This window comes from Streptomyces sp. QH1-20 (genome assembly GCF_041283565.1).
In the GTDB taxonomy this organism is placed as follows: domain Bacteria; phylum Actinomycetota; class Actinomycetes; order Streptomycetales; family Streptomycetaceae; genus Streptomyces; species Streptomyces syringius.
Window position 1 is genome coordinate 485,463 of sequence record NZ_CP166299.1, and the last position, 22,663, is coordinate 508,125.

At 72.1% G+C, this 22,663-nt stretch carries 22 protein-coding genes; 15 read left to right on the forward strand and 7 right to left on the reverse strand.

Features of this window, described 5'->3' with window-relative positions; translation table 11 throughout:
• Positions 1-74 precede the first annotated feature (74 nt).
• The 9 genes from AB8O64_RS02280 to AB8O64_RS02320 are packed head-to-tail and all read left to right on the forward strand — an operon-like array spanning position 75 to position 8,075.
• Positions 75-857 (forward strand): alpha/beta hydrolase, encoded by a 783-nt coding sequence (locus AB8O64_RS02280; RefSeq protein ID WP_356451778.1) that lies wholly within the window; start codon positions 75-77, stop codon positions 855-857.
• Positions 854-2,434 (forward strand): amino acid adenylation domain-containing protein, encoded by a 1,581-nt coding sequence (locus tag AB8O64_RS02285; protein ID WP_370417589.1) that lies wholly within the window; start codon positions 854-856, stop codon positions 2,432-2,434. Before AB8O64_RS02280 ends, AB8O64_RS02285 begins: the two co-directional genes overlap by 4 nt.
• Positions 2,431-2,751, forward strand: coding sequence for an acyl carrier protein (locus tag AB8O64_RS02290; RefSeq protein WP_365204817.1), 321 nt, complete (start codon positions 2,431-2,433; stop codon positions 2,749-2,751). Before AB8O64_RS02285 ends, AB8O64_RS02290 begins: the two co-directional genes overlap by 4 nt.
• Entirely contained in the window at positions 2,748-3,908 is a 1,161-nt protein-coding gene (locus tag AB8O64_RS02295) for an acyl-CoA dehydrogenase family protein (protein ID WP_370417590.1), read from the forward strand. Before AB8O64_RS02290 ends, AB8O64_RS02295 begins: the two co-directional genes overlap by 4 nt.
• Before the next feature lie 14 nt (positions 3,909-3,922).
• The gene (locus tag AB8O64_RS02300; protein WP_370417591.1) at positions 3,923-5,110 is read left to right on the forward strand and encodes an acyl-CoA dehydrogenase family protein; all 1,188 of its coding nucleotides are present in this window, start codon (positions 3,923-3,925) and stop codon (positions 5,108-5,110) included.
• Complete coding sequence (locus AB8O64_RS02305) at positions 5,104-5,640, forward strand: flavin reductase family protein (RefSeq protein ID WP_370417592.1); 537 nt, start codon at positions 5,104-5,106, stop codon at positions 5,638-5,640. Before AB8O64_RS02300 ends, AB8O64_RS02305 begins: the two co-directional genes overlap by 7 nt.
• Positions 5,641-5,691: 51 nt before the next feature.
• On the forward strand, positions 5,692-6,108 hold the full coding sequence (panD, locus tag AB8O64_RS02310) for an aspartate 1-decarboxylase (protein WP_370417593.1): 417 nt from the start codon (positions 5,692-5,694) through the stop codon (positions 6,106-6,108).
• A gap of 48 nt (positions 6,109-6,156) precedes the next feature.
• Positions 6,157-6,969, forward strand: a complete 813-nt coding sequence (locus AB8O64_RS02315; protein ID WP_370417594.1) for a phytanoyl-CoA dioxygenase family protein — start codon at positions 6,157-6,159, stop codon at positions 6,967-6,969.
• Positions 6,966-8,075 carry a zinc-binding dehydrogenase gene (locus tag AB8O64_RS02320; RefSeq protein ID WP_370417595.1) on the forward strand — a complete coding sequence of 370 codons (1,110 nt, stop codon included), beginning with the start codon at positions 6,966-6,968 and terminating at the stop codon, positions 8,073-8,075. Before AB8O64_RS02315 ends, AB8O64_RS02320 begins: the two co-directional genes overlap by 4 nt.
• Before the next feature lie 44 nt (positions 8,076-8,119).
• On the opposite strand, the gene AB8O64_RS02325 is transcribed toward AB8O64_RS02320, so the two are convergent.
• Positions 8,120-8,965: a helix-turn-helix transcriptional regulator gene (locus tag AB8O64_RS02325; RefSeq protein ID WP_370417596.1), complete on the reverse strand. Its 846-nt coding sequence runs from the start codon at positions 8,963-8,965 to the stop codon at positions 8,120-8,122.
• Between the two features lie 148 nt (positions 8,966-9,113).
• On the opposite strand from AB8O64_RS02325, the gene AB8O64_RS02330 reads away from it, so the two are divergent.
• From AB8O64_RS02330 to AB8O64_RS02340, 3 genes are all read left to right on the forward strand, one after another.
• Positions 9,114-10,292, forward strand: a complete 1,179-nt coding sequence (locus AB8O64_RS02330) for an MFS transporter (RefSeq protein ID WP_370417597.1) — start codon at positions 9,114-9,116, stop codon at positions 10,290-10,292.
• Positions 10,293-11,108: 816 nt separating this feature from the next.
• The gene (locus tag AB8O64_RS02335; RefSeq protein WP_370417598.1) at positions 11,109-12,596 is read left to right on the forward strand and encodes an amino acid permease; all 1,488 of its coding nucleotides are present in this window, start codon (positions 11,109-11,111) and stop codon (positions 12,594-12,596) included.
• A 520-nt stretch (positions 12,597-13,116) separates the two neighbouring features.
• A complete protein-coding gene (locus AB8O64_RS02340) occupies positions 13,117-13,410 on the forward strand; it encodes a hypothetical protein (protein WP_356451757.1) in 294 nt (97 codons plus the stop codon).
• Positions 13,411-13,485: 75 nt separating this feature from the next.
• On the opposite strand, the gene AB8O64_RS02345 is transcribed toward AB8O64_RS02340, so the two are convergent.
• The 4 genes from AB8O64_RS02345 to AB8O64_RS02360 all read right to left on the reverse strand — a co-directional run bounded on the left by AB8O64_RS02345 (position 13,486) and on the right by AB8O64_RS02360 (position 17,004).
• Entirely contained in the window at positions 13,486-14,286 is an 801-nt protein-coding gene (locus AB8O64_RS02345; RefSeq protein WP_370417599.1) for a maleylpyruvate isomerase family mycothiol-dependent enzyme, read from the reverse strand.
• A gap of 105 nt (positions 14,287-14,391) precedes the next feature.
• Positions 14,392-14,763 (reverse strand): peptidase inhibitor family I36 protein, encoded by a 372-nt coding sequence (locus AB8O64_RS02350; protein ID WP_370423768.1) that lies wholly within the window; start codon positions 14,761-14,763, stop codon positions 14,392-14,394.
• A 2-nt stretch (positions 14,764-14,765) separates the two neighbouring features.
• Positions 14,766-15,506 (reverse strand): hypothetical protein, encoded by a 741-nt coding sequence (locus AB8O64_RS02355; RefSeq protein WP_370417600.1) that lies wholly within the window; start codon positions 15,504-15,506, stop codon positions 14,766-14,768.
• A 508-nt stretch (positions 15,507-16,014) separates the two neighbouring features.
• Positions 16,015-17,004, reverse strand: coding sequence for a hypothetical protein (locus AB8O64_RS02360; protein WP_370417601.1), 990 nt, complete (start codon positions 17,002-17,004; stop codon positions 16,015-16,017).
• A gap of 278 nt (positions 17,005-17,282) precedes the next feature.
• Between AB8O64_RS02360 and AB8O64_RS02365 the strand changes: the two genes are divergently transcribed.
• The 3 genes from AB8O64_RS02365 (at position 17,283) to AB8O64_RS02375 (ending at position 20,650) form a co-directional block, all read left to right on the forward strand.
• Positions 17,283-18,497 carry a hypothetical protein gene (locus AB8O64_RS02365; protein WP_370417602.1) on the forward strand — a complete coding sequence of 405 codons (1,215 nt, stop codon included), beginning with the start codon at positions 17,283-17,285 and terminating at the stop codon, positions 18,495-18,497.
• A 414-nt stretch (positions 18,498-18,911) separates the two neighbouring features.
• Positions 18,912-19,487 carry an AAA family ATPase gene (locus AB8O64_RS02370; protein WP_370417603.1) on the forward strand — a complete coding sequence of 192 codons (576 nt, stop codon included), beginning with the start codon at positions 18,912-18,914 and terminating at the stop codon, positions 19,485-19,487.
• 134 nt (positions 19,488-19,621) lie between these two features.
• Positions 19,622-20,650, forward strand: a complete 1,029-nt coding sequence (locus AB8O64_RS02375) for a phosphotransferase (protein WP_370417604.1) — start codon at positions 19,622-19,624, stop codon at positions 20,648-20,650.
• A 23-nt stretch (positions 20,651-20,673) separates the two neighbouring features.
• Here the strand turns inward: AB8O64_RS02375 and AB8O64_RS02380 are convergent, their stop codons facing one another.
• Positions 20,674-21,546 (reverse strand): aldo/keto reductase, encoded by an 873-nt coding sequence (locus tag AB8O64_RS02380; protein ID WP_370417605.1) that lies wholly within the window; start codon positions 21,544-21,546, stop codon positions 20,674-20,676.
• A gap of 74 nt (positions 21,547-21,620) precedes the next feature.
• Positions 21,621-22,481 carry a hypothetical protein gene (locus AB8O64_RS02385; protein WP_370417606.1) on the reverse strand — a complete coding sequence of 287 codons (861 nt, stop codon included), beginning with the start codon at positions 22,479-22,481 and terminating at the stop codon, positions 21,621-21,623.
• Between the last annotated feature and the right edge of the window lie 182 nt (positions 22,482-22,663).

The following is a 22,663-nucleotide window of genomic DNA, read 5'->3' on the forward strand; positions in this document are numbered from 1 at the left end:
CCCGCATGCGTGCGCACCGTTGTTCCGAAGACGGGGCCGCACGGGACGAACAGACCACTGAGAAGGGTATTGATGTGCCGGTAGTCGACACACAAAGCGGCCCCGTCGAGCATGTATTCCTCGACGGCGACCCGCTATTGCCGCCCCTGGTCTTCCTGCACGGCGGGCTCGGCTGCGTGGCGTCGTGGGGACGGTTCCCCGCCCGTCTCGCCGCGGCCACCGGCCGTCGCGCGCTGGTGTACTCCCGGCACGGCAGCGGCGGTTCCGGGCCGGCCCGCGGGCCGCGGACGCCGCGTTATATGCACGAGCACGCCCACGAGGTGCTGCCCGAGCTGCTGGACCTGCTCGGGGTGCGCAGCCCGGTCCTCGTCGGGCACAGCGACGGCGGCTCCATCGCGCTGCTGTACGCCTCCGTACGGCCGGTCGAGGCGGTCGTCGCCATGGGGCCGCACATGTACTTCGAGGACCAGAACCGGCTGGGCATCGAGGCGGCCCGGGCTTCCTACGAAGCCGGTCCGCTGGCCAGGAAGCTGGCGTTGGTGCACGACGACCCGCGCTCGGTCTTCGAGAGCTGGAGCGGGGTGTGGCTCTCCCCGGAGTTCCGCGACTGGAGCATCGAGGACGACCTCGACGTGACCGCGCCCGTCCTCATGATCCAGGGCGACCGGGACGAGTACGGCACCCTCGACCAGCTCGACGCCGTCGAACGCTCGGTCTCCGGGGTGGTGCGGCGGCTGGTGCCCGAGGGGTGCGACCACTACCCCCATCTCGTCTGCCCCGACCTCGTCGCCGACACCACCCGTTCCTTCCTCGCCGAGTACGGACTCGGCGCGCGACCCGTGGAGACACTCTCGTGACCACCGAGACCGACACCCCACGGCTGGACGCCCTCCTGGCCCGGTCCGCGGTGGCGCATCCCCGTCGCCCCGCGCTCGTGGCAGGCACCGAGAGCTGGACCTACGCCGAACTGGAGCATGCTGTCGGGCAGTTGGCGAGCGAGCTCGCCGCCGTCGGAGCCGGACCGGGCGTACGGATCGGGGTGTACGCCGCCAAGACCCCGGCGACGGTGATCGCCCTCTACGCCGCGCTGCGCGCGGGCGCCGTCGTCGCCCCGCTCGACGTCGCCGACCCTCCGGCCCGTACCGCGCGGATGGCCCGCAACGCCGGCCTTTCCCTGCTGCTCACCACGGACCGGTCCCTCACCGCGTGCCGACGGGCCGTCGAGGAGGCGGGCGAGGGGAGCGCACCACCCGCCGAAGGACCGCTGGCGCACGGGCTGAACTGGCTGCGGGTCACCGCCCCGGCGGACCCCGCACCGCTGCCCCCGCCCACGGACCGGGGCGGCTACATCCTCTTCACCTCCGGCAGCACCGGCTGGCCCAAGGGCGTGCTGCTCTCGCACACCAACGTCGCGCACTACGCGCTCTGGGCCGCCGGGGAGTTCGGCCTCACGGAGACCGACCGCATCGGCTCGCAGGCCGCGCTCACCTTCGACCTCACCACCTTCGACCTCTTCAGCGCGGCGGCGGTGGGCGCCTGCACCGTCCTCATGCCGGACCTGCTGCGCGCCTTCCCGCGCGACGTCGTCGGCTGGCTCCACGAACAGCGCGTCACCGCCTTCGTCGCCGTGCCCTCGCTGTACCACGGCATGCTCCAGCAGGGCGGCTTCGCCGAAGCCGTACCGCCGTCGCTGCGGGTGGCCGCCTTCGGTGGCGAACCCTTCGCCCCGCACCTGCTGGAGCGGTATCTGGAACTCCTGGGCGACGTGCCCTTCTACAACCTCTACGGGCCCACCGAGACCAACGCGTGCACCTACTTCCGCATGCCGGCCGACTGGACCGCGGACCAGGAGCTGACCATCGGCCGGGGCATCGGCGGGGTCACCATCGAGGTGCTCGACGACGAGGGGCGGCCCACCGACGGCGAAGGCGAGATCCACATCGCCGGCCCCACCGTCTTCCAGGGCTATCTGCAGGGCGGCGCGCTCCGGGACCCCACGGTCACCGCGGCCTTCCGCGACGGCACCACCCGGCGCGCGTACGCCAGCGGCGACATCGGCCGGATCACCGAGGACGGCCGGGTCTTCCTGCGCGGCCGGCGCGACTCCCAGGTCAAGCGGCGCGGTCACCGCATCGATCTGCTCGACGTCGAGAGCGCCGTGCTGGACCTGCCCCAGGTCGCCACCGCCGCCGTCGTCGCCAAGGACGCCCCGCACGCCGGTGAGATCTGGGCCTACGCCCAGACCGCTGCCACCGAGCGGGACGTGCTGGCGGAGCTGCGGGCCGTCCTGCCCCAGCGGATGCTGCCCGACCGGGTGATCCCCGTCGCGGCCCTGCCCACCCTCACCAGCGGCAAGGTCGACCGCCGCGCCCTCAGCGGCGATACCGCCGCACCGTCCGTCACACCCGCCACCACCGAGAAGAGCCTGGTATGACCACCGCGAACCCCACCGTGTCCCCCGCGTCGCCCGCCTCCCGGGACATGAACAGCGTCGAAGACCTCTGCGTCCTCATCAGCAGCAAGATCACCTGGGGCCGGGGCGAGACGCCCGCGCTGCTCGCCCCCGACACCCCGCTCCTCGAACAGGGCCTGCTGGACTCGCTGGCCATCATGGAGATCGTCGCCGCGCTGGACAAGGAGGCCGGGATCGCGCTGCCCGACACCGAGATCGTGGCGGCCAACTTCCGTACCCCCCAGGCCCTCTGGTCCGCCGTCGAGGACCACCGGGCCACCGGTGGAGCGCACGCGTGAGCGCCCCCGCCGATCTGCTGCTGCGCACCGGACCGAAGGCGGCCGAGGAGGTCGTCGACACCTACCGCGAACTGGCCGGGCCGGTCGTGGAGAAGGTGCGCGAGGCGGGCTTCCGGACGCAGTGGCAGGCCATGGCCGACCTCGGCGTGCTGCGCCTGGCGGCAGCCGACGACACCGGCCCCGGACCGGTCACCCGGTCCCTGGCCATGATCGAGGGCATCGGGCTGGCCGGCGCCGACCCGGGCATCTGCTACGCCCTGGCCTCCCAGGTGTTCGGCATGCAGTTCCCGCTGCGTGCCGCCCTGCCCGAGGACGCGTGGCGGGCGATCGCGGACGTGCAGGACGGCGGCACGCTCCTGTGCCACGCGCTGACCGAGCGCTCGGGCGGCAGCGACCCCTTCTCGATGCGGACGCGGGCCCGGCGCGAGGGCGATGGCTTCGTCCTGGACGGCGCGAAGACGTTCATCACGGCCGCGCCGGTCGCCGACCGGGCCATCGTCTTCGCCCGCACCGGCGAGGGCCGCTCGCCGTTCGCCCTGTCGGCCTTCCTCTTCCCGCTCGACATCCCGGGCGTGGTGCGGGCCGAGTCCTTCACCAAGACGGCACTGCCGAGCGTTCCCATGGGCGAGCTGGTCTTCGAAGGCGCCCGGCTGCCCGCCGGCTCCCTGATCGGCGACGAGGGGTCGGGGCTGGCGGTGATGTCCTCGACCACCGCCTGGGAGCGGGCCGTCATCCTCGGCTACGCCCTCGGCCCCATGCGCCGCACCCTGCGGGGCATCGTCGAATGGGCGTCCGGCCGCGACCACTTCGGGCGCCGGATGGGGGCGAGCCATCAAGTGGCGGCCCGGGTGAGCGAGATGGCACTCGCCCTGCACCGCTCCCGTGTGCAGCTGTACGCGATGGCCGCCCTGCTGGACGCGGGCACCCCCGCCCGGCAGCTGGCGGCGGAGGCGGCGCTGACCAAGATCTCCGTCTCCGAGGACTACGTGCGCCTCACCGAGCACGCCACCGCGCTGTCGGGCGTACGCGCCTTCATCGCCGACTCCGAACTCCCCGCCGACCTGCACAGCCCGATGGCCGCGCTGACCTACGCGGGCCCCAACGATCTGCTGCGGGTGGGTATCGCCCGTCAATTCGGCCTCCCGGTCGAGAACTGACCCGAAGGACATCGATGACGCTGCCGACACACATGGACGACATCCTCAAGCTCGCCGAGGAGACCGGCGCGGCCCTCGCGCCACTGGCCGCCGGGGTGGACGCCGGACTGACCGACGGCCAGGAGACCTACCGCATCCTGCGCGAAGCCGGGCTGCTCGGGCTGCTCCTGCCCCGCGAGGCCGGCGGCGCGGGCCTCGGCTACGGCGGGTACTCCCGCGTACTGGCCGTACTGGGCGCCCACAACGGCGCCGCCGCGCTCGGCTTCAACATGCACAACGTCGTGATGGGGGCGCTCGCGGACGCGGCGGCCACCCCACTGCCGCCCGCCGCCGACCGCTTCCGGTCCTGGATGAACGACGAGGTGGTCCGCGGCCGCAAGCTGTTCGCGTCCGCCACCTCGGAGGCCGGCCGCGGCGCCAAACTCCGCGAGGTGCGGACCAGTTACACCCTGAGCGAGGACCGCGAGACCTACGTCATCACCGGCGAGAAGTCCTTCGTCTCCCTGGCGCGCATCGCCGACTACTACGTCGTGGCGGCCCGCGCCGAGGGCACCGAGGGCAGCAGCGAGATCTCGCACTTCGTCGTCGCCGCCGACGACCCGGGAATCACCTTCGGCCCGGTGCACAGCATGTCCGCGATGAACGGCACCAGCACCGCCACGATGACCCTGGACCACGTGCCCGTGCCACGCTCCCGGCTCTATCTCGGCGTCGAGGGCATGTCGCTGTTCAAGCTCGTCCGCGAACCGCACTGGATGATCGCCGGATACACCGGCGCCTATCTGGGCATCGCCGAGGCGGTCTACCGCTACACCGCCGACTACGTGGCCGCCTCCGACACGCGCGCCGCGTCCCCGGTGCTCCAGCAGGACCTGGGACGGATGTCCGCCCGGCTGCGGGCCGCCCGGGCGCTGGTGCACGAGGCGGGCGATCTGGTCGACGCCGAACGCGGCAGCATGGAGGCCAACGCCATGGTGCACGCCGCCAAATACATCGTCGGCGAGGTGGGCCCCGAGCTCGCCCACGACGCCCTGCGGATCTGCGGCTCGGCGGCGGTCAGCCGCTCCCAGCCATTGGAACGGCTCATCCGCGAGGTGTCGTTCTCCTCCGTCATGCCCGCCAAGCCGCACGAGTGCCTGGAGTACCTCGGCAAGGCGGCGGTCGGGATCAACCTCTACGACGCGCGGGCCTTCGCATGGTGAGCCCCCTCGCGGGCACCACCGCCCCCGTGACCCCGGACGCCTTCCGCGCCCTGATGGGCGCCCACCCCGGCGGCGTCTCCGTCGTCACCTCGGCGGACGCGGCCGGGCAGCCCTACGGCTTCGCGTGCACCGCCGTGTGCTCGGTGTCCCTCGATCCCCCGATGCTGCTGGTGTGCGCGTCGAACACCGGCAGCACCCTGCCCGTCCTCGCCGCGCGGGGAGCCTTCGTCGTCAACTTCCTGCACGGGACGGGGCGGCGGGCGGCGGAAGCCTTCGCGAGCCGCACCGCCGGCCGCTTCTCCCGCGTCCCCTGGGAGCCCGCCCCCGCGACGGGGCTGCCGGCCCTGCGCGAGGACTCCCACGCCCTCGCCGAGTGCCGCGTCGAACGTCTCGTACCGGCCGGCGACCACACCGTCGTGATCGGCGAGGTGCTGCGGACGGAGGTCGCCGAAGACCCCGCCGCCTCCGGCGGGAGCACCACGGCGCCACTGCTGTACGGCATGCGCCGGTACGTCACCTGGCCCGCCTGAACGGCCTTCGGGCCCTCATCACCATTTACGACAAGGAAATTCGAGTTCCCCATGGACCGCACCCTCATGAAGTCGAAGATCCACCGCGCCACCGTCACCCAGGCCGACCTGCACTACGTCGGTTCGCTGACGATCGCGTCGGATCTCATGGCGGCCGCCGATCTGCTGCCGGGCGAGAAGGTGGACATCGTCGACATCGACAACGGCTCCCGGCTGTCCACCTACGTCATCGAGGGGCCGAGCGGCTCCGGTGTCATCGGCATCAACGGCGCCGCGGCACGGCTGATCAGCCCCGGTGACCGCGTCATCATCATCGCCTACGCCGCCATGAAGGACGAGGAGGCCCGCTCCTTCGTACCCAGCGTCGTCTTCGTCGACGAGCACAACGCCATCGTCGAACTCGGCGGCGACCCGGCCGCCGTCCCCGCGGATTCCGGGCTCAAGCGCGGCGACCTCGTCGCCGGCTGACCCGCGGCGCGAACCCCCTACGAAACCCGCGACGAACCAAGGAGAACCATGCGTCTGCATCAGCGACAGGTGGACCAGTACCACAGGGACGGCTTCCTGGTGATGGAGTCCCTGCTGGACCAGCGGGAAGTGGAGCGGCTGCGCGAGTCCTTCGCACGGGACTGCGAGGTGCCCGGTCCCCACCTCGTCGTCGAGGACGACAGTGCGGAGGTCCGCGCGGTCTACGCCTCGCACCACCGGCAGCCGGAGTTCGCCGGGCTCATCCGCGACGCCCGGGTGCTCGGCCCCGTACAGCAGCTGCTCACCGACGACGTGTACGTCTACCAGTTCAAAATCAACGCCAAGCCCGCCTTCGGCGGCGAGCGGTGGGCGTGGCACCAGGACTATCTGGCGTGGCGGATCGCCGACGGGCTGCCCGCGCCGCGGCAGGTCAACATCGGGGTGTTCCTCGACGACGTCACCGAGTTCAACGGCCCGGTCATCTTCGTGCCCGGCTCCCACCGGGGCGGCCTCGTGCGCGAGAGCCGCAAGGCCGACGCCAAGTCCGAGCAGCACCTCGATCCGGACGACATCTCGCTGACGCCCCGGCAGCTCGCCGAGCACGTCGACCGGCACGGCATGACCAGCCCCAAGGGGCCCGCGGGGTCCGTGGTCTTCTTCTCGCCCGAGATCGTGCACGGGTCGGCGCCCAACATGTCGCCCTTCGCCCGCCGGCTGCTCATCGCGACCTACAACGACGTCACCAATCTGCCCGAGGCGCCGGGCGGGCAGCGGCCGGAGTACGTGGTGTGCCGCGACACCGAGCCGCTGCGTCCCCTGCCGGAGCCGTTCCTCGACTCGCTCCGGACGGTGACCGCGTGACCGGCGCGCGGACCGGTCGCGCCGTCGTCCTGGAGGAGTTCGGCCGGCCCCTCTCGCTGCGCGAGTTCGCCATACCGCCGGCCCCCGACGGCGGCATGATCGTCGCCTGCGGTCACGGCGGGGTCTGCGGCACCGATCTGCATCTGTGCCAAGGGCATCTGGCCATCCCCACCCCGCTGGTGCTGGGCCACGAGGGGCTCGGTGTGGTGCGCGAGCTCGGGCCGGGCACGCACCAGGACGCCACCGGCGCGGAACTCGCCCCGGGCGACGCGGTGATGTGGGCCTCCTCCATCGCCTGCGGCGTCTGCCCGCCGTGCCGGCTGCACCGCGAACCGACGCTGTGCGAGAACCGCCGCACGTACGGCGTCAACCGGTCGCTGGACGACGGCCCGGAGCTGGCCGGGTCCTGGGCCGACCACATCGTGCTGCACCCCGGCACGACCGTGGTCAAGGCGGCCGAGGGCGTCGATCCGCTCGCCGCCATGTCACTGGCCTGCGCGGGCCCCACCGTGGTGCACGCCCTGTACGAGCGCCGGCCCGTACGGCTCGGCGAGGTCGTGGTGGTCCAGGGCAGCGGGCCCGTCGGGCTGGCCGCGGCGGCCTTCGCCCAGCTCGCCGGGGCGGCGAAGGTCATCCTCGTCGGCGGGCCCGCCGAACGGCTGGAGAGCGCGGCCAGGGCGGGCATCGGCGACGCGCACCTGGACATCGCCGGCGCCGACGACCCCGAACGCGTCCTCGCCGAGGTGCGGGCCGCCACCGGCGGGGCGGGGGCGGATCTCGTCATCGAGTGCGCCGGTGTTCCGGCGGCCGTGGCGCAGGGCCTCACCCTGGCCCGCCGGGGCGGGTCCTATCTGGTCATCGGCCAGTACACGGACGCGGGTGACACGCTGATCAACCCGCATCAGATCGTCTACCGCCAGCTCGACGTCATCGGCTCCTGGGCGTTCACCGGAGCCCATCTCGTCGAGTACGTGCGGCTGCTGCCCGCGCTCGCGGCCCGCTTCGACCTCGCGAGCCTGGTGACGTCGTTCCCGCTGGAGCGGCACGCGGACGCGCTGGCCGCCGTGGCCGACGGGTCGGTGATGAAGGCGGTCCTGACGAGCTGACCCCGCGATCAGTGAGGTGAGAGCCGCCCGGTGACGGGCGGCTCTCACGCCTGTCCGGTGAGCGTGCGCAGCCCGGCCCCGGTGGACCGGTCGTCGGGCAGGTAGGCGAGGAAGTGATGGCCCGGCTCCTCGACCGCCGCGAGCTTGACGTAGCGCAGCCGCAGATCGCCCGCCGTGGGGTGCCGGAAGTGCCGCACCGCGGGCTGGAAGTCGGCGATCGCCCGCTCTTCGTACCAGCGGGCCGCGTCGGGGTCGGCCATGAGTTCGCCCGCGATCTCGGCGTACCGCCGGTCGTCGGGGTGCCGGGCGGCGTGCGCGCGGAACTGTCCGAGCAGGCTTCGCGCCTCCGGTTCCCACTGGGCGAGCAGGCTCCGGCTCGGTGGCCACCGGAACACCAGCCACAGCAGATTGCGCTGCTTCGGCGCCAGCCGTGCCGGATCGGTGAGCAGTGCCGCGTATCCGGTGTTCCACGCCAGCAGGTCCCAGTGCGGGTCGATCACCACGGCCGGGTTCGGTGCCATCGCCTCCACCAGCGACAGCAGATTGCGTGACACCCACCCCGGTGCGGGTTCCTCCGGTGCCGTGTCCTCGACGAACGAGAGCACGTGCGCGGTCTCCGCCTCGTCCAGGCGCAGGGCGCGCGCCACCGAGCGCAGGACCTGTTCCGAGGTGCGGACCCTGCCTTGTTCCAGCCAGGCGTACCAGGATTCGCTGATGCCGGCCAGACCGGCCACTTCGCCGCGGCGCAGCCCGGGGGTGCGGCGGCGCGGTGATCCCGGCAGGCCCATCTCCGCGGGCGTGCGGCGTTCCCGGCGGGAGCGCAGAAAGGCGCCGAGCTCCTTGCGCGGGGTGCTGCGGTCCGTGCCGTCGCCGTTTCCGTTCCCCGGCATCCCGCCCGCTCCCCCACCCGTCATCTCGCCCCTGCCCGCTGCCTCGCAGGCTGTGAGTGATGGTAATCGGCTGAGCGGGGATCGGGGTCCGGCCGGGTGATGGGCTTGGGGTGTCCGGTTGAAGAGTTGAAGGAAGGACACCGTTCCCGTGACCACGACGACCGCTCCCACCGCCCCGCCGCCCACGGGCCTGCCGCCGGCTTCGTTACGGCTGCTGCGTGCGGCCGGGTTCATCAGCAACTTCGACCGCTTCTGCATCGCCCCGATGCTGGTGGTCATCGGCACCCGGCTCGGCGTCCCGCTGCCCACCATGGTGCTCGCGGCCAGCGGCTACTACCTCTGCTACGGGCTGATGCAGCCGGTGTGGGGGCTAGCCAGCGACCGGGTGGGCCGGGTCGCGGTGATGCGGTTCTCGCTGACGGGCGCGGCCCTCGCGGCGTTCGCGTCGGCGGCCGCCACCAATGCCACGATGCTGATCGTGGCCCGGGCGGTGGCCGGTGCCTTCTTCGCCGCGTCCATCGCGGCCTCGCTCACCTACGTGGGCGACACGGTGCCCGCCGAGGTCCGGCAGCGCCCGCTCAGTGAGCTGATGACGGCGTTCGCCCTGGGCACGGCGGTGGCCACCGTGGTGGCGGGGGCGCTGGCGCACTACGTCAGCTGGCGGTTGGTATTCGCGCTGCCGGGTGTGTTCGCCGCGTACCTCGCGGTGGCCCTGCGGCGGCTGGCCGAGCCCGAGCGTGAGCCCACACCTTCGCTGCTCGCCCCGATCCGGGTGGTGATGCGCTCACGCTGGCAGTGGTACGTGATGGCCGTCGCCCTGCTGGAAGGGGCGGTGCTGCTGGGTTTCCTGACCTATCTGGCCCCGGCCCTGGAGTCCCGGGGGGTGCCGACCGCGGTGGCGGGTGCGGTGTCCGCGCTCTACGGGGTGGGGTCCATGGCGGCGGCTCAGCTCGTCAAGCGGCTGGTCGGCCGGTGGAGCCCCGCCATGATCATCCTGGCCGGCGGGGTACAGATGGCCGCGGCCTACGCGATCGCCGCGGTGAGCCTGTCCGTGCCCGCGCTGGTGGTGACGGCACTGCTACTGGGGGGCGGCTGGTCGTTCATGCACTCCACGGTCCAGTCCTGGGCGACGGTGCTCGCCCCGACGGCCCGGGCGACCGGGGTGGCGATGTTCGGGGTGGCCCTGTACGTCGGCAGCGCGCTCGCCAGCGGTCTCGCCGCGGGGGCGGCCGACCATCACGCGTACCGCACCCTCTTCCTGATCGCCGCCGTGCTGACGGTCCCGCTGACCATCGCCGCCGGCGTCGGGCGCGCACGCTACCGCTGAGCCGGCGGGCGGCGGATACGACCGAGGAGGCCGCGGCCCTGATGGGCCGCGGCCTCCTCGCCGTGCGTTTATCGCGTGTTTTCACCGTGAGGAATGCCCCACACCTGCCCAAGAGGGCGTGTCTTGCGTCACTGGCGCGTATGCGTACCAAGCGGTGACTACCGGGTAGGAAGCCGCTGACCAGGGAGGCCTTACCGTGAGTAGCCGGTAAAATCAAGTTTTCGTAAACTCTTGACGATTACCTAGCGCGCCTCACACCATTCACCGCATGGACTTGTCAGACAGCCGGCGGAGCACCGGGGCGCGTCAGCGCCACGGAAGCGGTGCTCGGCCACGCCCCGGGGCGCACGCTCCCCGCGGCAACGCTGTCTGCCACCAGGGAGGCACGACACACCCCGCAGGTGTTCGGCCTCCGCGCCCCTCGGGGCGCCGACGGCGCTTAGCCCCCGGCGAGCGTCCTCACCACAAGAACTGATCAAGACAGGGAAGAGAAGTCCGAATCCATCCCCCGGGGTGCTCGGCGCCTTCTTCCACGTCCTGATCACCCGGGCCTCGGCCAACCGGCACCCCCAAGATCATCGATGAGATATCGAAGAGCGACCGGGACACCCCGGGCCCACCGGTCCATCCCTTCCGAACCCCTCGGGAAGCGGCGTCGCCAGCCGTCTCCCGGGCACCGGGCCATCGTCGAGGCTGCCGCTCAGCGGTGCCGGGTGGTCGGCCGCTCAGGCCGCCCGTCCCCGCACACGGAGATCACCCTCGGCGGCGTCGTACGGCCCGATCCTGCTCCCCCCTCCAATGAAGGCGAAGACATACATGAGTGACCGCACCCTCACTGCGGCCGGCACCGAGCCCGATGTATCCGCCCCGACGACGACGTCCACGCACGTCGACGCCGGAGACGCGGGCTACAGCAAGGACCTCAAGTCCCGCCACGTCAACATGATCGCGATCGGCGGAGCGATCGGCACCGGCCTCTTCCTCGGCGCCGGCGGCCGCCTCGCCAACGCGGGCCCCTCCCTCTTCATCGCGTACGCCGTCTGCGGCGTCTTCGCCTTCTTCGTCGTCCGGGCGCTCGGCGAGCTCGTCCTGTACCGCCCGTCCTCCGGCGCGTTCGTCTCCTACGCCCGTGAGTTCATGGGCGAGAAGGGCGCGTTCACCGCCGGCTGGCTGTACTTCCTCAACTGGGCGACCACCGGCATCGCCGACATCACCGCCGTCGCCACCTACACCCACTACTGGGGAATGTTCAGCGACATCCCGCAGTGGGTGCTCGCGCTGATCGCCCTCGCGATCGTCCTCACCGTGAACCTGATCTCGGTGAAGTACTTCGGCGAGATGGAGTTCTGGTTCGCGATCATCAAGGTCGGCGCACTGGTCCTCTTCATGTTCATCGGCATCTTCCTGCTGGTCACCCAGCACGACGTCGGCGGCACCACCCCGGGCCTGGCCAACATCACCGACAACGGCGGCCTGTTCCCCTCCGGCCTGATGCCCATGCTGATGGTCATCCAGGGTGTCGTCTTCGCCTACGCCTCGGTCGAGCTGTGCGGTGTCGCGGCGGGTGAGACCAAGAACCCCGAGAAGATCATGCCGAAGGCGATCAACTCGATCATGTGGCGTGTCGGTCTCTTCTACGTCGGCTCGGTCATCCTGCTGGCCCTGCTCCTGCCCTACACCGCCTTCACCGGCGACGAGAGCCCCTTCGTCACCGTCCTGGGCAAGATCGGCGTCCCGTACGCGGCCGGCGTGATGAACCTCGTCGTCCTCACCGCGGCACTCTCCAGCCTCAACTCGGGTCTCTACTCGACCGGCCGGATCCTGCGCTCGATGGCCATGTCGGGCTCCGCCCCGAAGTTCACCGGTCTGATGAACAAGGGCCAGGTCCCCTACGGCGGCATCCTGCTCACCGCGTTCTTCTGTGTCCTCGGCGTCGGCCTCAACTTCGTCGTCCCCGAGAACGCCTTCGAGATCGTGCTGAACTTCGCCGCGATCGGCATCATCGGCACCTGGGGCATGATCATGCTCTGCTCGCTGCTCTTCTGGAAGCGTGCCAAGGAAGGCAAGCTCGCCCGCCCCTCCTACCAGCTGCCCTGGGCCCCGTACACCCAGATCATCACGCTGGTCTTCCTGGCGAGCGTGCTGGGTCTGATGGCGGCCGACGAGGGCGCCAGCCGCACCACCGTGCTGTGCCTGCCGCTCATCGCGGCAGCGCTGGTCGGCGGCTGGTTCGTCGTCCGCGGCAAGGTCGCCCGCGTCAAGCAGGAGACCGAGCTGCAGCAGGCCGGGGCCGACAAGGCCTAGCCCCCACCGGCCACGGGACCCGCGCCCTCGCGCGTGGGCCCCACGGCCCGTGACAGCCACGAAGGCGCCCACTCCCGGCACAGGCCGGAGTGGGCGCCTTCGCCGTTCGCGGGCCCCTGGCCGCGTCCCCGGGCCCCTGGGGTCACGGTCGGGGCTCCGGGGGGCCTACGCGGCCGTGTGGGGCTCCCGTGGGGCACCGAGCTCCGTTGCCGGGCCGGGAGGGGCCGGGCCCGAAGAGACGAAGGCCGTGATCGCGCGGGTGCCCGGAAGCGGTGGCGCCGGGCGCGCGACAAGCGGTGAGCCCGTCCGTCCCTCACGCCCGCGCCCCGAGCCTCCGGCCGGGGGGGCCAACGCGCCGACAAGCCGTCACGGCCGGGGATGCCGTGGCCACGGGCCGGGGAGCCAGAGGGGGTGCCGAGGGGCGGGTCGGTCACGCCGGGCCCGGTTCACGACGGGGCCCGGCGGGCAGGTCGCACGGCACGCTCCGGATCCGCCGACACCGCGAGAGACAGGAACCGCCATGGCCATCATCGTTACGTTCAACGCCCCCGGCGCGGCTCAGGACCTCTACGACAAGTGCATCGAACGCGTCACCGACGGCCACGGCTTCACCAGCACGGCCGATCTGCCGGTGCCCGGTCTGCTCGCACACGCCTCCGGGCCGGTCGAGGGGGGATGGCGGGTCACCGACGTCTGGGAGTCCCCCGAGGCGTTCGAGACCTTCGCCACCGTGCTCGGTCCGATCCTGGCCGACCTCGGATACGGCGACCTGCGCCCCGAGGTCACTCCGGCCCACAACGTCGTCATCGGGTGACACCCGCCCCGGCTGGGGTTCCCCGGACCCGCGTGAGCACCGTGGGACGTCGCGCGCCCGGCCCCGGCCCTACCGTCACATGGGCGGAACGAGGGTGAAGTAGCGGTCGAGTACAGTCCGGTCCCCGTGCGCCTCCAGCCGGTCCACGGGGATCCGGTGCCAGAGGAACAGCATCAGGTCCGACGCCGTACCGGCCAGCTCGACGTCACAGGGGCCGCTGCCGTCGTCGAGCCGGACGTCGTCGCCGTCGAAGCGCACCGTCCATGCCCGGGTGCCGTCGGTGCGACGGAACCGGAACCGTTCGCCCGATCCGGGCGGGGCGGCTCCCGCGGCCCGCCGGGCCGGCACCATGACCTCGAAGGTCTGGCCCACCGCGTCCGCCGCGAGCTCGGACGCGACCGGCGCGGCGGTCCCGATCGCGTTCTCGGCGTCCCAGCGGTGCACGGCCGCCTCGATCGCCTGGACCCGCAGCCAGAAGCCGGTGGTCTGCTCCCGCGACCAGGTCCACACCGGCTCATCACTGCCGGCGCTCCTGAACTGTGTCTCCAGCGCCGAGGCACCGTCGCCGAACCAGTCGATCAGGCTCGCCGGAACCGGGCCACGGTCGGCGGGCGCGTGCTCCAGCGCCGTCGGCCACCCCACGCGGTCGGCGGGGAGTTCGAGGGTGCTGAGGTCCGTGCCGTCCAGCGGCTCGCGACGCCGTTCCCTGATGACGCGGGCCACGGTCCTGTGCACCGCACCCAGATGCCCGACCAGCTCGGAGACCGACCAGCCGGGGCAGGAGGGCACCGGAGGGGCGACATCGGCTTCGGCCGCCCGGCGGGCCGCGGCCTCGAACGCCAGGACCTCGCGCCGGAAATGAGGGAGGTAGTCCATGGCCCCACTCTGCCCTTGCACCGCCCTGCCCGGGGAGCACCGACGCGATCCGGCCGCGACGGGCCCCGCTCCACAGCGTCGCGGGGCCCGTCGGGCGCATGGCCTTCAGCAGCCCATGGCCCAGGTGTGGGAGTCGCCGTTGTCGTTGGCCGCCCCGTTGTAACCGACCTCTTGCCCCGGGGCCACGCAGATCGTCATGTACCCGCCCTGGTGCGCCCTCGAATACACCTTCACGTGGTCCTTGACGCCCGGCCCCGAGATGCCGTGGTTCGCCCACGAGGAGTCCTCGTCGGCGATGTAGCTCTCCCACCAACCGTCGTCACCACTCCAGTTGGCCCGCTGTCCGCCGTAATTGGCGTCGGTCCACGCGCAGAAGTGTCCGCTCGGGCAGTCCGCAGCGCCCGCCGGGGTGGTCATCGCCAGTCCGCCGGTCAGGGCGAGGAGCACAGCGGCGGCAGAGGTGGCGATCCTCTTCATGTTCATGAGTGGTCATGCCCTTCTGTAGGGGTACGCGGGTCCGCATCGGTGTGCGGGGCGGGCTGTGCGGTGGCGAGTTCCACCGCACGGTGCAGTGCGCGGGTGCGCAGTCGCGCGTAGGTGGTGAGCTGGTCGCGCCGCAGGGCCCGCACCTCGGCCAGCCGGGCCGGCTCCAGTCGGGCACGGACGTCGGCGAGGCCGCTCTCCCGGTCGCAGCGGGCGGTGACCGCGGGGGCCGGGCGTTCGGGGCGTGCGGCGCCGGGCGGGGTGACGCAGCGGTTCCACCGGGCCAGGGCGGCGCGGAAGCGCGGGTCGGCAGCCATCCGGGCGCCCGCCTCGGCACGCAGGTTGTTGACGGTGGCCTGGGCCCGGAACCAGCTCCGCTGGTCTCCGTAGAGGGCACGTTGCGCGGCGGCCTGGCAGCCGTCCGTGTGGGCGGTGATGGTGTACCCGGTGGCGAGCGTGAGGGACAGTTCACGGCGGCCGGTGCCGAAGAGGGCGTCCTGGAGCCGCCGGTCATGGACACCGGCGTCCCCCGCCTTCGCCGTCCGCGCGGTCGGCAGGGTGAGTCCCCGCTCGGCGAGGCAGCGGGTGACGAGGGTGCGCTGGGCGGACTTGATGAGATCATCCCGGGCCTGCGCGGAGGCCGGGATGCCGGGTCTGCGGGGTTCGGCCGGTGGCGCGGCGCAGCCCGCCACCACCAGTGCGGTGAGGGCGACGCACACGGCGCGGAGGAGTCGCACGTTCAGCCGACCCGGCAACCCATCGGATCACTGCCGGCTCCCCTGTGGAAGGCCGGAACGAGGGCCGCGCGGAGGACGGCGGGCATGGCGCGTCTGCGGAACAAGAGAACTCCCGTGGTGTCGCGAACCCCGTACGTCGTGGCCGGGGCGCTGCCACCATGAATTCCCGTGAGTGGGGCCGCCATTCGGTGTGTCACTCGAAGGGGACCTGTTCCGAAAGGAGGGCCGGTTTCGAGGCCGGCCGGGCTCCGGGCGCGGGTCCGGACTCCGCTCGCTGGCCGAAGCCCCGGTGCTACGTCCGGAGGCCGCCGGGGCGGCGGCGTAGCGGCCTGCGGGGGGCGCCTTTTGTCGTTCCAGAACGCGAGCAGCCGCGCGGCGACGCGCACCAACTCCCCGGTCCGGCCGGGCGCTTCGGTCATCGCCTCACCCCCGCCCCCACGGCGGCTTCGAAACCGCGGGGGCGGGGGTGAGGGAAGGCGGACCGGGCGGGCGGTCGCGGGCTCCGGGGTCAGATCCCCAAGCCGTCGGCGCCGTCCGGGGAGCCGCGCTCGCCCATCCTGTCCATGGCGAGGCGCATCATCGCCGCGACGAGGTCCTGCGGCTTCAGCTCCTGCGCGCCGGACGGTGCCATGACGCCGCCCGCCCCACCCTGGAGGCCGATGACCACGGGCAGCTTCCCCTTGACCTTCTCGTCCAGCTGGGACATGTCGAGCGTCAGGGCGGAGACCATGCCGTTCTTGATCGCCACATCGACGGTGATGTCCTTCTTCGGGGCGCCCTCCGCCCCCGACGGCTTGCCCTCCTTGCCCAGCTTCTTCCGCAGCGGCTCCAGGGCCTTGGCGAGGTCCTCGGCGACCTTCTTCGCAGGCACGGTGACCTTCACGTGGTCCGCACCGTCCCTCTTGCCGGCGGCCTTGAATTCGGCGTTGTCCCCGAGCGCCTTCCGCACAGCGTCGAAGAGCTGCTGCCGGCTCTTCGGATCGAGCTGCTCTGCCTCGCCCCGGCCTCCGTTCCTGCTCTTGCCGCGTTTCTCGGCCAGTTCCTTGAAGGCGTCGGCGTCGAGCACGACCCATTCGCCCTTGACGGCGTTCTTGACCGCGCCCATGGAGGAGGGGAGTTCGTCCACCTTCCGCATGAGTTCATCGATCCCCGCCCTGCCGTCGCGGCCCTTCGAGGAAGGCAGCTCCGAGAGAGCCTTGAGGTCACCGCGCACGTAGTACTTCTTGCCGATGCAGCGGACCTCCACCAGGGCCTTGCCGTCGTTCTTCGCCAGCTTGAAGGCGCCCGAGCCGTTCTCGTCGCCGCTCTTGACGTCCTTGAGCGGCTTGTCGAACGCGGAGGCAGAGGTGAGCTTCAGGCCTTCGAGCAGGTCGGCGTCGCGGCGCTCGAAGTCGTCGGTGTCCTTCAGCGCGGCGTAGATCTCGTCCGCGTTCGCGTCAAGGCTGATGTCCGCGGAAAGGGACTTCTGCTGTCCCAGCTTGTCGAAGGCGCGCTGCACCTTCGCTCCCGCACTGAGCTGCTCGGCGGGTCCGCAGGAAACGGACGCGGCCGTTATCAGGGCGACGAATCCCGCGGCCGCCAGTCCTTTGCGCTTCGTAAGTATGACGTGCTCCCAAACTGAAGAGGTCCTAGTAAATAGAACTAAATGCCACTCAGAGCGGGCATGTCAAAGCGATTTTCGGACTACCGGCTCGCCCTGGCAGCCGGCCACGGGCGGGCGCCATGAGCCGCCGAGCGGGCCGCAACCGCCGGCCCCACCGACTCGTTGGTCCTGCCATGACAATGCCTCCGTCGCCGTGGAGCCGGATCCGCGACGCGCTCGCACCCGCGGCCGGATCGCGGGCGTCGCGTGCGCTGTCGCTCGCGGCCCTCGCCGCGATCTGCGCGTTCCTGCCACCCGCCCCGCGGCCCGCCACGAGTCCGCCCCGAGTCACCGGGGTACGCCCGCTCCAGGCGCTGAACGACGCCTTCACCGGGTACGCCGAACACGGCCGCTCACCGCACCACTGGACCGGCGGTGACAGCACCTACTCCGTACCGATGTCCGCCGGTCAACTCTGGATCTTCTCCGACACCTTCCTCGGCACCGTACGGCCCGACGGCTCCCGCCCACCCACCACCCATGACGGCGGACCGACGCCCTTCATCCACAACAGCTTCGTGCTGTGGAGCGCCGCCGGCCCCCGCACCGTCACCGGACGGGACGCCTCCGGCCGTCCCGCGTCCCTGGTGTCCGGCCACGGCCACTGGTACTGGGCCCGGGCCGGTGTCCCCGACGGCCGCGGCGTCGCGGTCGTCTACGCGCGCTACGCCCGCACCGGGCCCGGTCCCCTCGACGTGGCCTGGCGGGGAAACGTCCTGGCCAGGTTCGGCCAGGGCCGGCTCGCCCGGCCGCGGTCACTCACCCCACTGCCGTCCGCGACCCGCACGGCCTGGGGAGCGTGGCTGGACCGGCAGCGGAACCACACCTACATCTACGGCACCGAGAAAGCCCCTGCCGGCGGCCACTACCTCCGCTTGGCCCGAGTCGCCGGATCCGACCTGCGCCGACCCTGGCAGTACCGGACGGTCCACGGCACCTGGTCCCCCGATGAGTCGCGTGCCGCCCGGCTGTCCGGTCCGGTCGGGAAGCCGCTGCGCACCGCGGACGAACTCAGCGTGGTCCGCCACGGCCGTTGGTACGCCCTGCTCACACAGCGGGCGGACCTTCCCTTCAGCGCGGAACTTCAACTCGCCTGGTCCCGCTCCCCCGGTGGCCCCTTCAGCACACCCCGCACGGTCCACACAGCACCCGAGTCGGGACCGCACGGCACCTACCGCAACCAGAACGTCTACGCCTACAACGCCCACGAACACCCGGAACTCGCATCCCACGGCGAGCTCGTCGTCTCGTACAACGTCAACAGTCTCCACCCCCGTGACGTCATCGACCGCGCGAGCATCTACCGGCCCCGCTTCCTCCGCATCACTCTGACCCCGGGTTCCCCCTAGGGCCTGTCCGGCGGATCCTCACGGACACCAGCGCCGCTCGCATCTCCACGAAGATCCGCCGGACAGGCCCGCCGCTTGCGGCCGACGCGACGGCATTGCGCCTACCATCCGTAAATGTCCCGGTCGCAGAAACCGACGGGCTTCCCGCGACGTCTCCCAGACTGTCCCCGCTCACGCCCCGGCGGGGGCCGACGCGCGAGGTTCTCGAGGGCCGATCGGCGGCCCGTACGAGGCCGTGGGGCACGTCGGCACGGACAAGGGGCAGCAGTGGGCGATACAGGCAGGCCGGACGCGGCGGACGTACGGGCCGTTCCGTACGGGGGCCGGGGGACGGGTGTGCGTCCACGCGGATTGGTGGACTTCCGGGGACGGGCGGGCGCCCCGGCCGTGTTGTGTTACCCCGCGGGTGCCGTGGTGGTCGTTTCCGGACTGCCCGGCAGCGGTAAGAGCACCCTGCTGCGCCGGTGGTCCGAGGCCGCGGCGGCCGTCGATCCCCGGGATGTCCACGTCGCGTGCCAGGCGCTGATGCCGGATCGTCTGCCGTACGCGGTGTACCGGCCCTGGGCACGATGGGAACACGTCCGCCGGCTGCGCGCCGCGGTGCGCGCGGGCGGGCCGCTGTTGGTGCACGACTGCGGCAGTCGGCCGTGGTTGCGCCGCTGGCTGGCCCGGTCCGCCGGGCGCGAGGGCCGCGAACTGCACCTGGTGCTGCTGGACGTCGGCGCCGCCGAAGCCCTCGCGGGGCAGCGGGCCCGGGGCCGCTGGGCACCGGGCCGGGTGTTCGCCCGTCACCGGCGCAGGCTCGACCGGCTGCTGCTCGCACTGTCCGCACGGGCCGGGACGGACGCCGGTGCGGTCCCCGGCGTGGTGGCGGAGGCGGCCTCGGTGGTGCTGCTCGACCGCACCTCGCGCGAACAGGTGACGGCGGTGGAGTTCGGCGCGGAAGGCCACCGCCCGGGACTCCCCGAGGAGGCGTGCACGGCGGCGTGAGAGACACCCTCTTGGCACCGGCCGGCAAGTGCTCGGCGCCTGCGGACAATCCCGTGGCCGGCCGCCGTGCCCACGGCCTACTGTGACGTCCGTGGCGGGCCCGGAGCCCGCCTTCGGCCCGGAAGGATGAACTCATGTCACCACGGCTGCCGTTCGGTGAAGCACTGCGGTCCGAACTGGGCAGCCCCCAGGAGGCTCACGTGCTGGAGAGCAGCCCACGCTCACATGTGTGGTGCGTCGAGCTGGGCGGGGCGCGGGCCGTGGTCAAACAGGCCGTGGAGGGCCCGGACGCCGCGGAGCGCTATGCCCGCGAAGTGGCCGCGCTCCGGCTGGCCACCCGTGCCGACCCGCCTGTGGTGCCCGCGCTCCTCGGCACCGATCCCGTCGAGCGCGTGCTGGTCCTGGAGCACATGGACCACCACCGTCCGCCCGGCGACTGGATCGTCGGCTACGCCACGGCCCTGGCCCGCCTGCACGCGACGACCGGAGCTGAGGACGCCGGCTCGCTCCCCGCATGGTCGGGCCCGGGACAGCACGACGTGGCCGCCTTCCTCAGGCTGGCCGAGACGCTCGGGGCCGGCGTGCCGTCCCCCGCGCCCGACCAGCTCGACGACCTCGTGCACCGCCTCGGCGAAGCGCCCGGGTACGCGTTGCTGCACGGCGATCCCTGTCCGGGCAACGATCTGCACACCACCGACGGGATCCGCTTCATCGACTTCGAACAGGCCTCTCTCGGCAACGGCCTGATGGAACTCGCCTACCTCCGCATCGGCTTCCCCACGTGCTGGTGCGCCACCGCCGCCCCCGAACCGCTCCTCGCCCGCGCCGAGGACGCCTACCGCTCGGCGTGGCGCACCGCGACCGGCACCGACCCCCGAGGTGATCTCACCGACGCGTGCGCAGGCTGGCTGCTCCGCGGCGACGCGCTGGTCCCACGGGCCGAGCGCGGGACCACCGACCATCTGGCCCGGGTCACCGACCGGGACTGGGCGTGGGGCACCGCGACCGCCCGGCAGCGCCTGGCCCACCGGCTCGGTGTCGTCGGCCGGATGACCGCTGCCCGGGCCGATCTGAGCGGCGTGAGCCGGCTCTGCGTGGACATGCGCCGACGCGTGCTCGCCCGCTGGCCGAAGCTCACGCCCTTGCCGTCACACCGCCCGTAGCGGGGAGCGGCGGGCCGGTTGGTTCACGGCGTGGTGCGCAGCAGTGCCATGTCGTCCTCGGCGAGGGTGAGGTGTGCCGCGGCCATGTTCTCCTCGAGGTGGGCGAGGGAGCTGGTGCCGGGGATCTGCACGATCGAGGGCGAGCGTGCCAGGCCCCAGGCGACGGCCACTTGGAACACCGTCACACCGTGCCGTTCGGCGACCTTGTGGAGGTTCCCCCCGAGGAGGGTGGTGTGACCGCCGCCGAGCGCGAAGAACGGCATGAAGGCGATGCCGGCGTCCGCGCACTCGTCGACGAGCGCGCTGTGCTCCTGGTCGAGCACACCGAAGCGGTTCTGTACTGCGGCGACCGGTGCGATCGTGCGGGCCTCGGCGAACTGCTCGCGCGTCACATTGCTCACACCGAGATGCCGGATCAGGCCCTCCTCTTGCAGTTCGGCGAGCACGGCGAAGCGGTCGCCGAGCGGCTCGGCGACCGCCGATCCGAGGCGGCCCACCCGCAGATACACGAGGTCGAGAACGTCGACGCCGAGTTCCCGCAGGTTCTGCTCCACGGCGGGGCGCAGCTGGTCGGGTGCGGCCTCGGCGTACATCTCACCGGCCGGGGTGCGCAGCGGGCCCACCTTGGTGGCGAGCGTGACACCGGGGTAGGGGTGGAGCGCGTCACGCAGGACGCGGTTCGCGCGGTTGGTTCCGGAGAAGTAGAAGGCGGCGGTGTCGATGTGCACGGCGCCGAGTTCGACGGCGCGGCGCGCGACCGCCACCGCCGTCGCGTGGTCGACGGCGGGCCCGTTCCACCGGCCCGGCAGTTGCATCGCGCCGAAGCCGAGGCGCGGGACGGTGGTGGTACCGCCGAGCTCGTACGTACGCGCCGGGGAGTGCGGTGAGGGTGTCATGGGATGCAGCATGATCGTCACCGCCGGGGACCGCCAGATCGTCGGCGGGGAAATGCCGCAGGTCACAGCGCCGTCTACCCGGCGGTCACGCCCCGCTCCGTGGCCCCTGTCCGGCTGAGCAGGCGGTGCAGCGATGCCTTCAGATCGGCGACGAACGCGTCACGGGTGCGGGACGGTACGAGGTCGAGCGACAGATAGGGGTTGAGGTCCTCCAGCTCGACGAGGAGCAGTTCGCCCTCCGGGGTGCGGCAGGCGTCGACGCGCTGGATGCCGTGGTCGAGGGTGTTCCAGTCGATGAAGCGCTGGGCGAAGTCCAGATCGGCGGCGGTGGGCTCGTACGGTTCCAGCACCCACCGCTCCTCGGGCCGGGGAGCGTGGAGGGCGTACTGGAAGGCGTGGTCGATGAAGTAGAACGAGACCTCGTAGCGGAAGCGGATGCGCGGCTGGACGAGCACGCCGCCGTATTCCAGGGTGTCCAGCCGGTCGCGGGGGACGATCTCCAGGCCTATGGAGTCCGCGCCGAGCTTCGGCTTGACCACGTACTCGTCCACCCGGGGCAGCCGGTCGATGTCCTCGTGCCGGTCGATGGTGGGGATGACCGGGTATCCCGCCGCGCTCAGATCGAGCAGGTACTGCTTGCCGGCCATGTCGGCCTTGCCCGTCAGCTCGTTGTAGACGAGGGTGCCGCCCTGGGCCGCCCGGTCGCGGAAGTCGTCGTAGCGGTCCTGGTAGTGCAGCACGGGGCCGCTGTTGCGGACCACGACCGCGTCGAAGGAGTCCATCAGCGCGGCGGCGTCCAACGGGTGGCACAGGGCGATGTCGAAGTCGTCACGCAGCCGGGAGGACAGGAAGATGTCCTCGTCGCAGTAGCGCCGCCCCCTCGCCGGGTAGGCGAGGTCGGTGACGTACAGGACACGGGGCTGAGCGGGCGACACGGTTTCTCCTGAAAGATCGGCTATGGCCCAATCTACCTTCGGCCTGTCTCGCGGCAGGAGCGTGGGGGGGCGGCACAGTCCTTGCCCCGCGCCGACGGGATCACGCCGTAGCCGATCGTGACGCCGCCGCGCCCGGCCGGCGGCGCGTCGAAGACCAGGCCGCCCAGCGACATGAAGCGTCA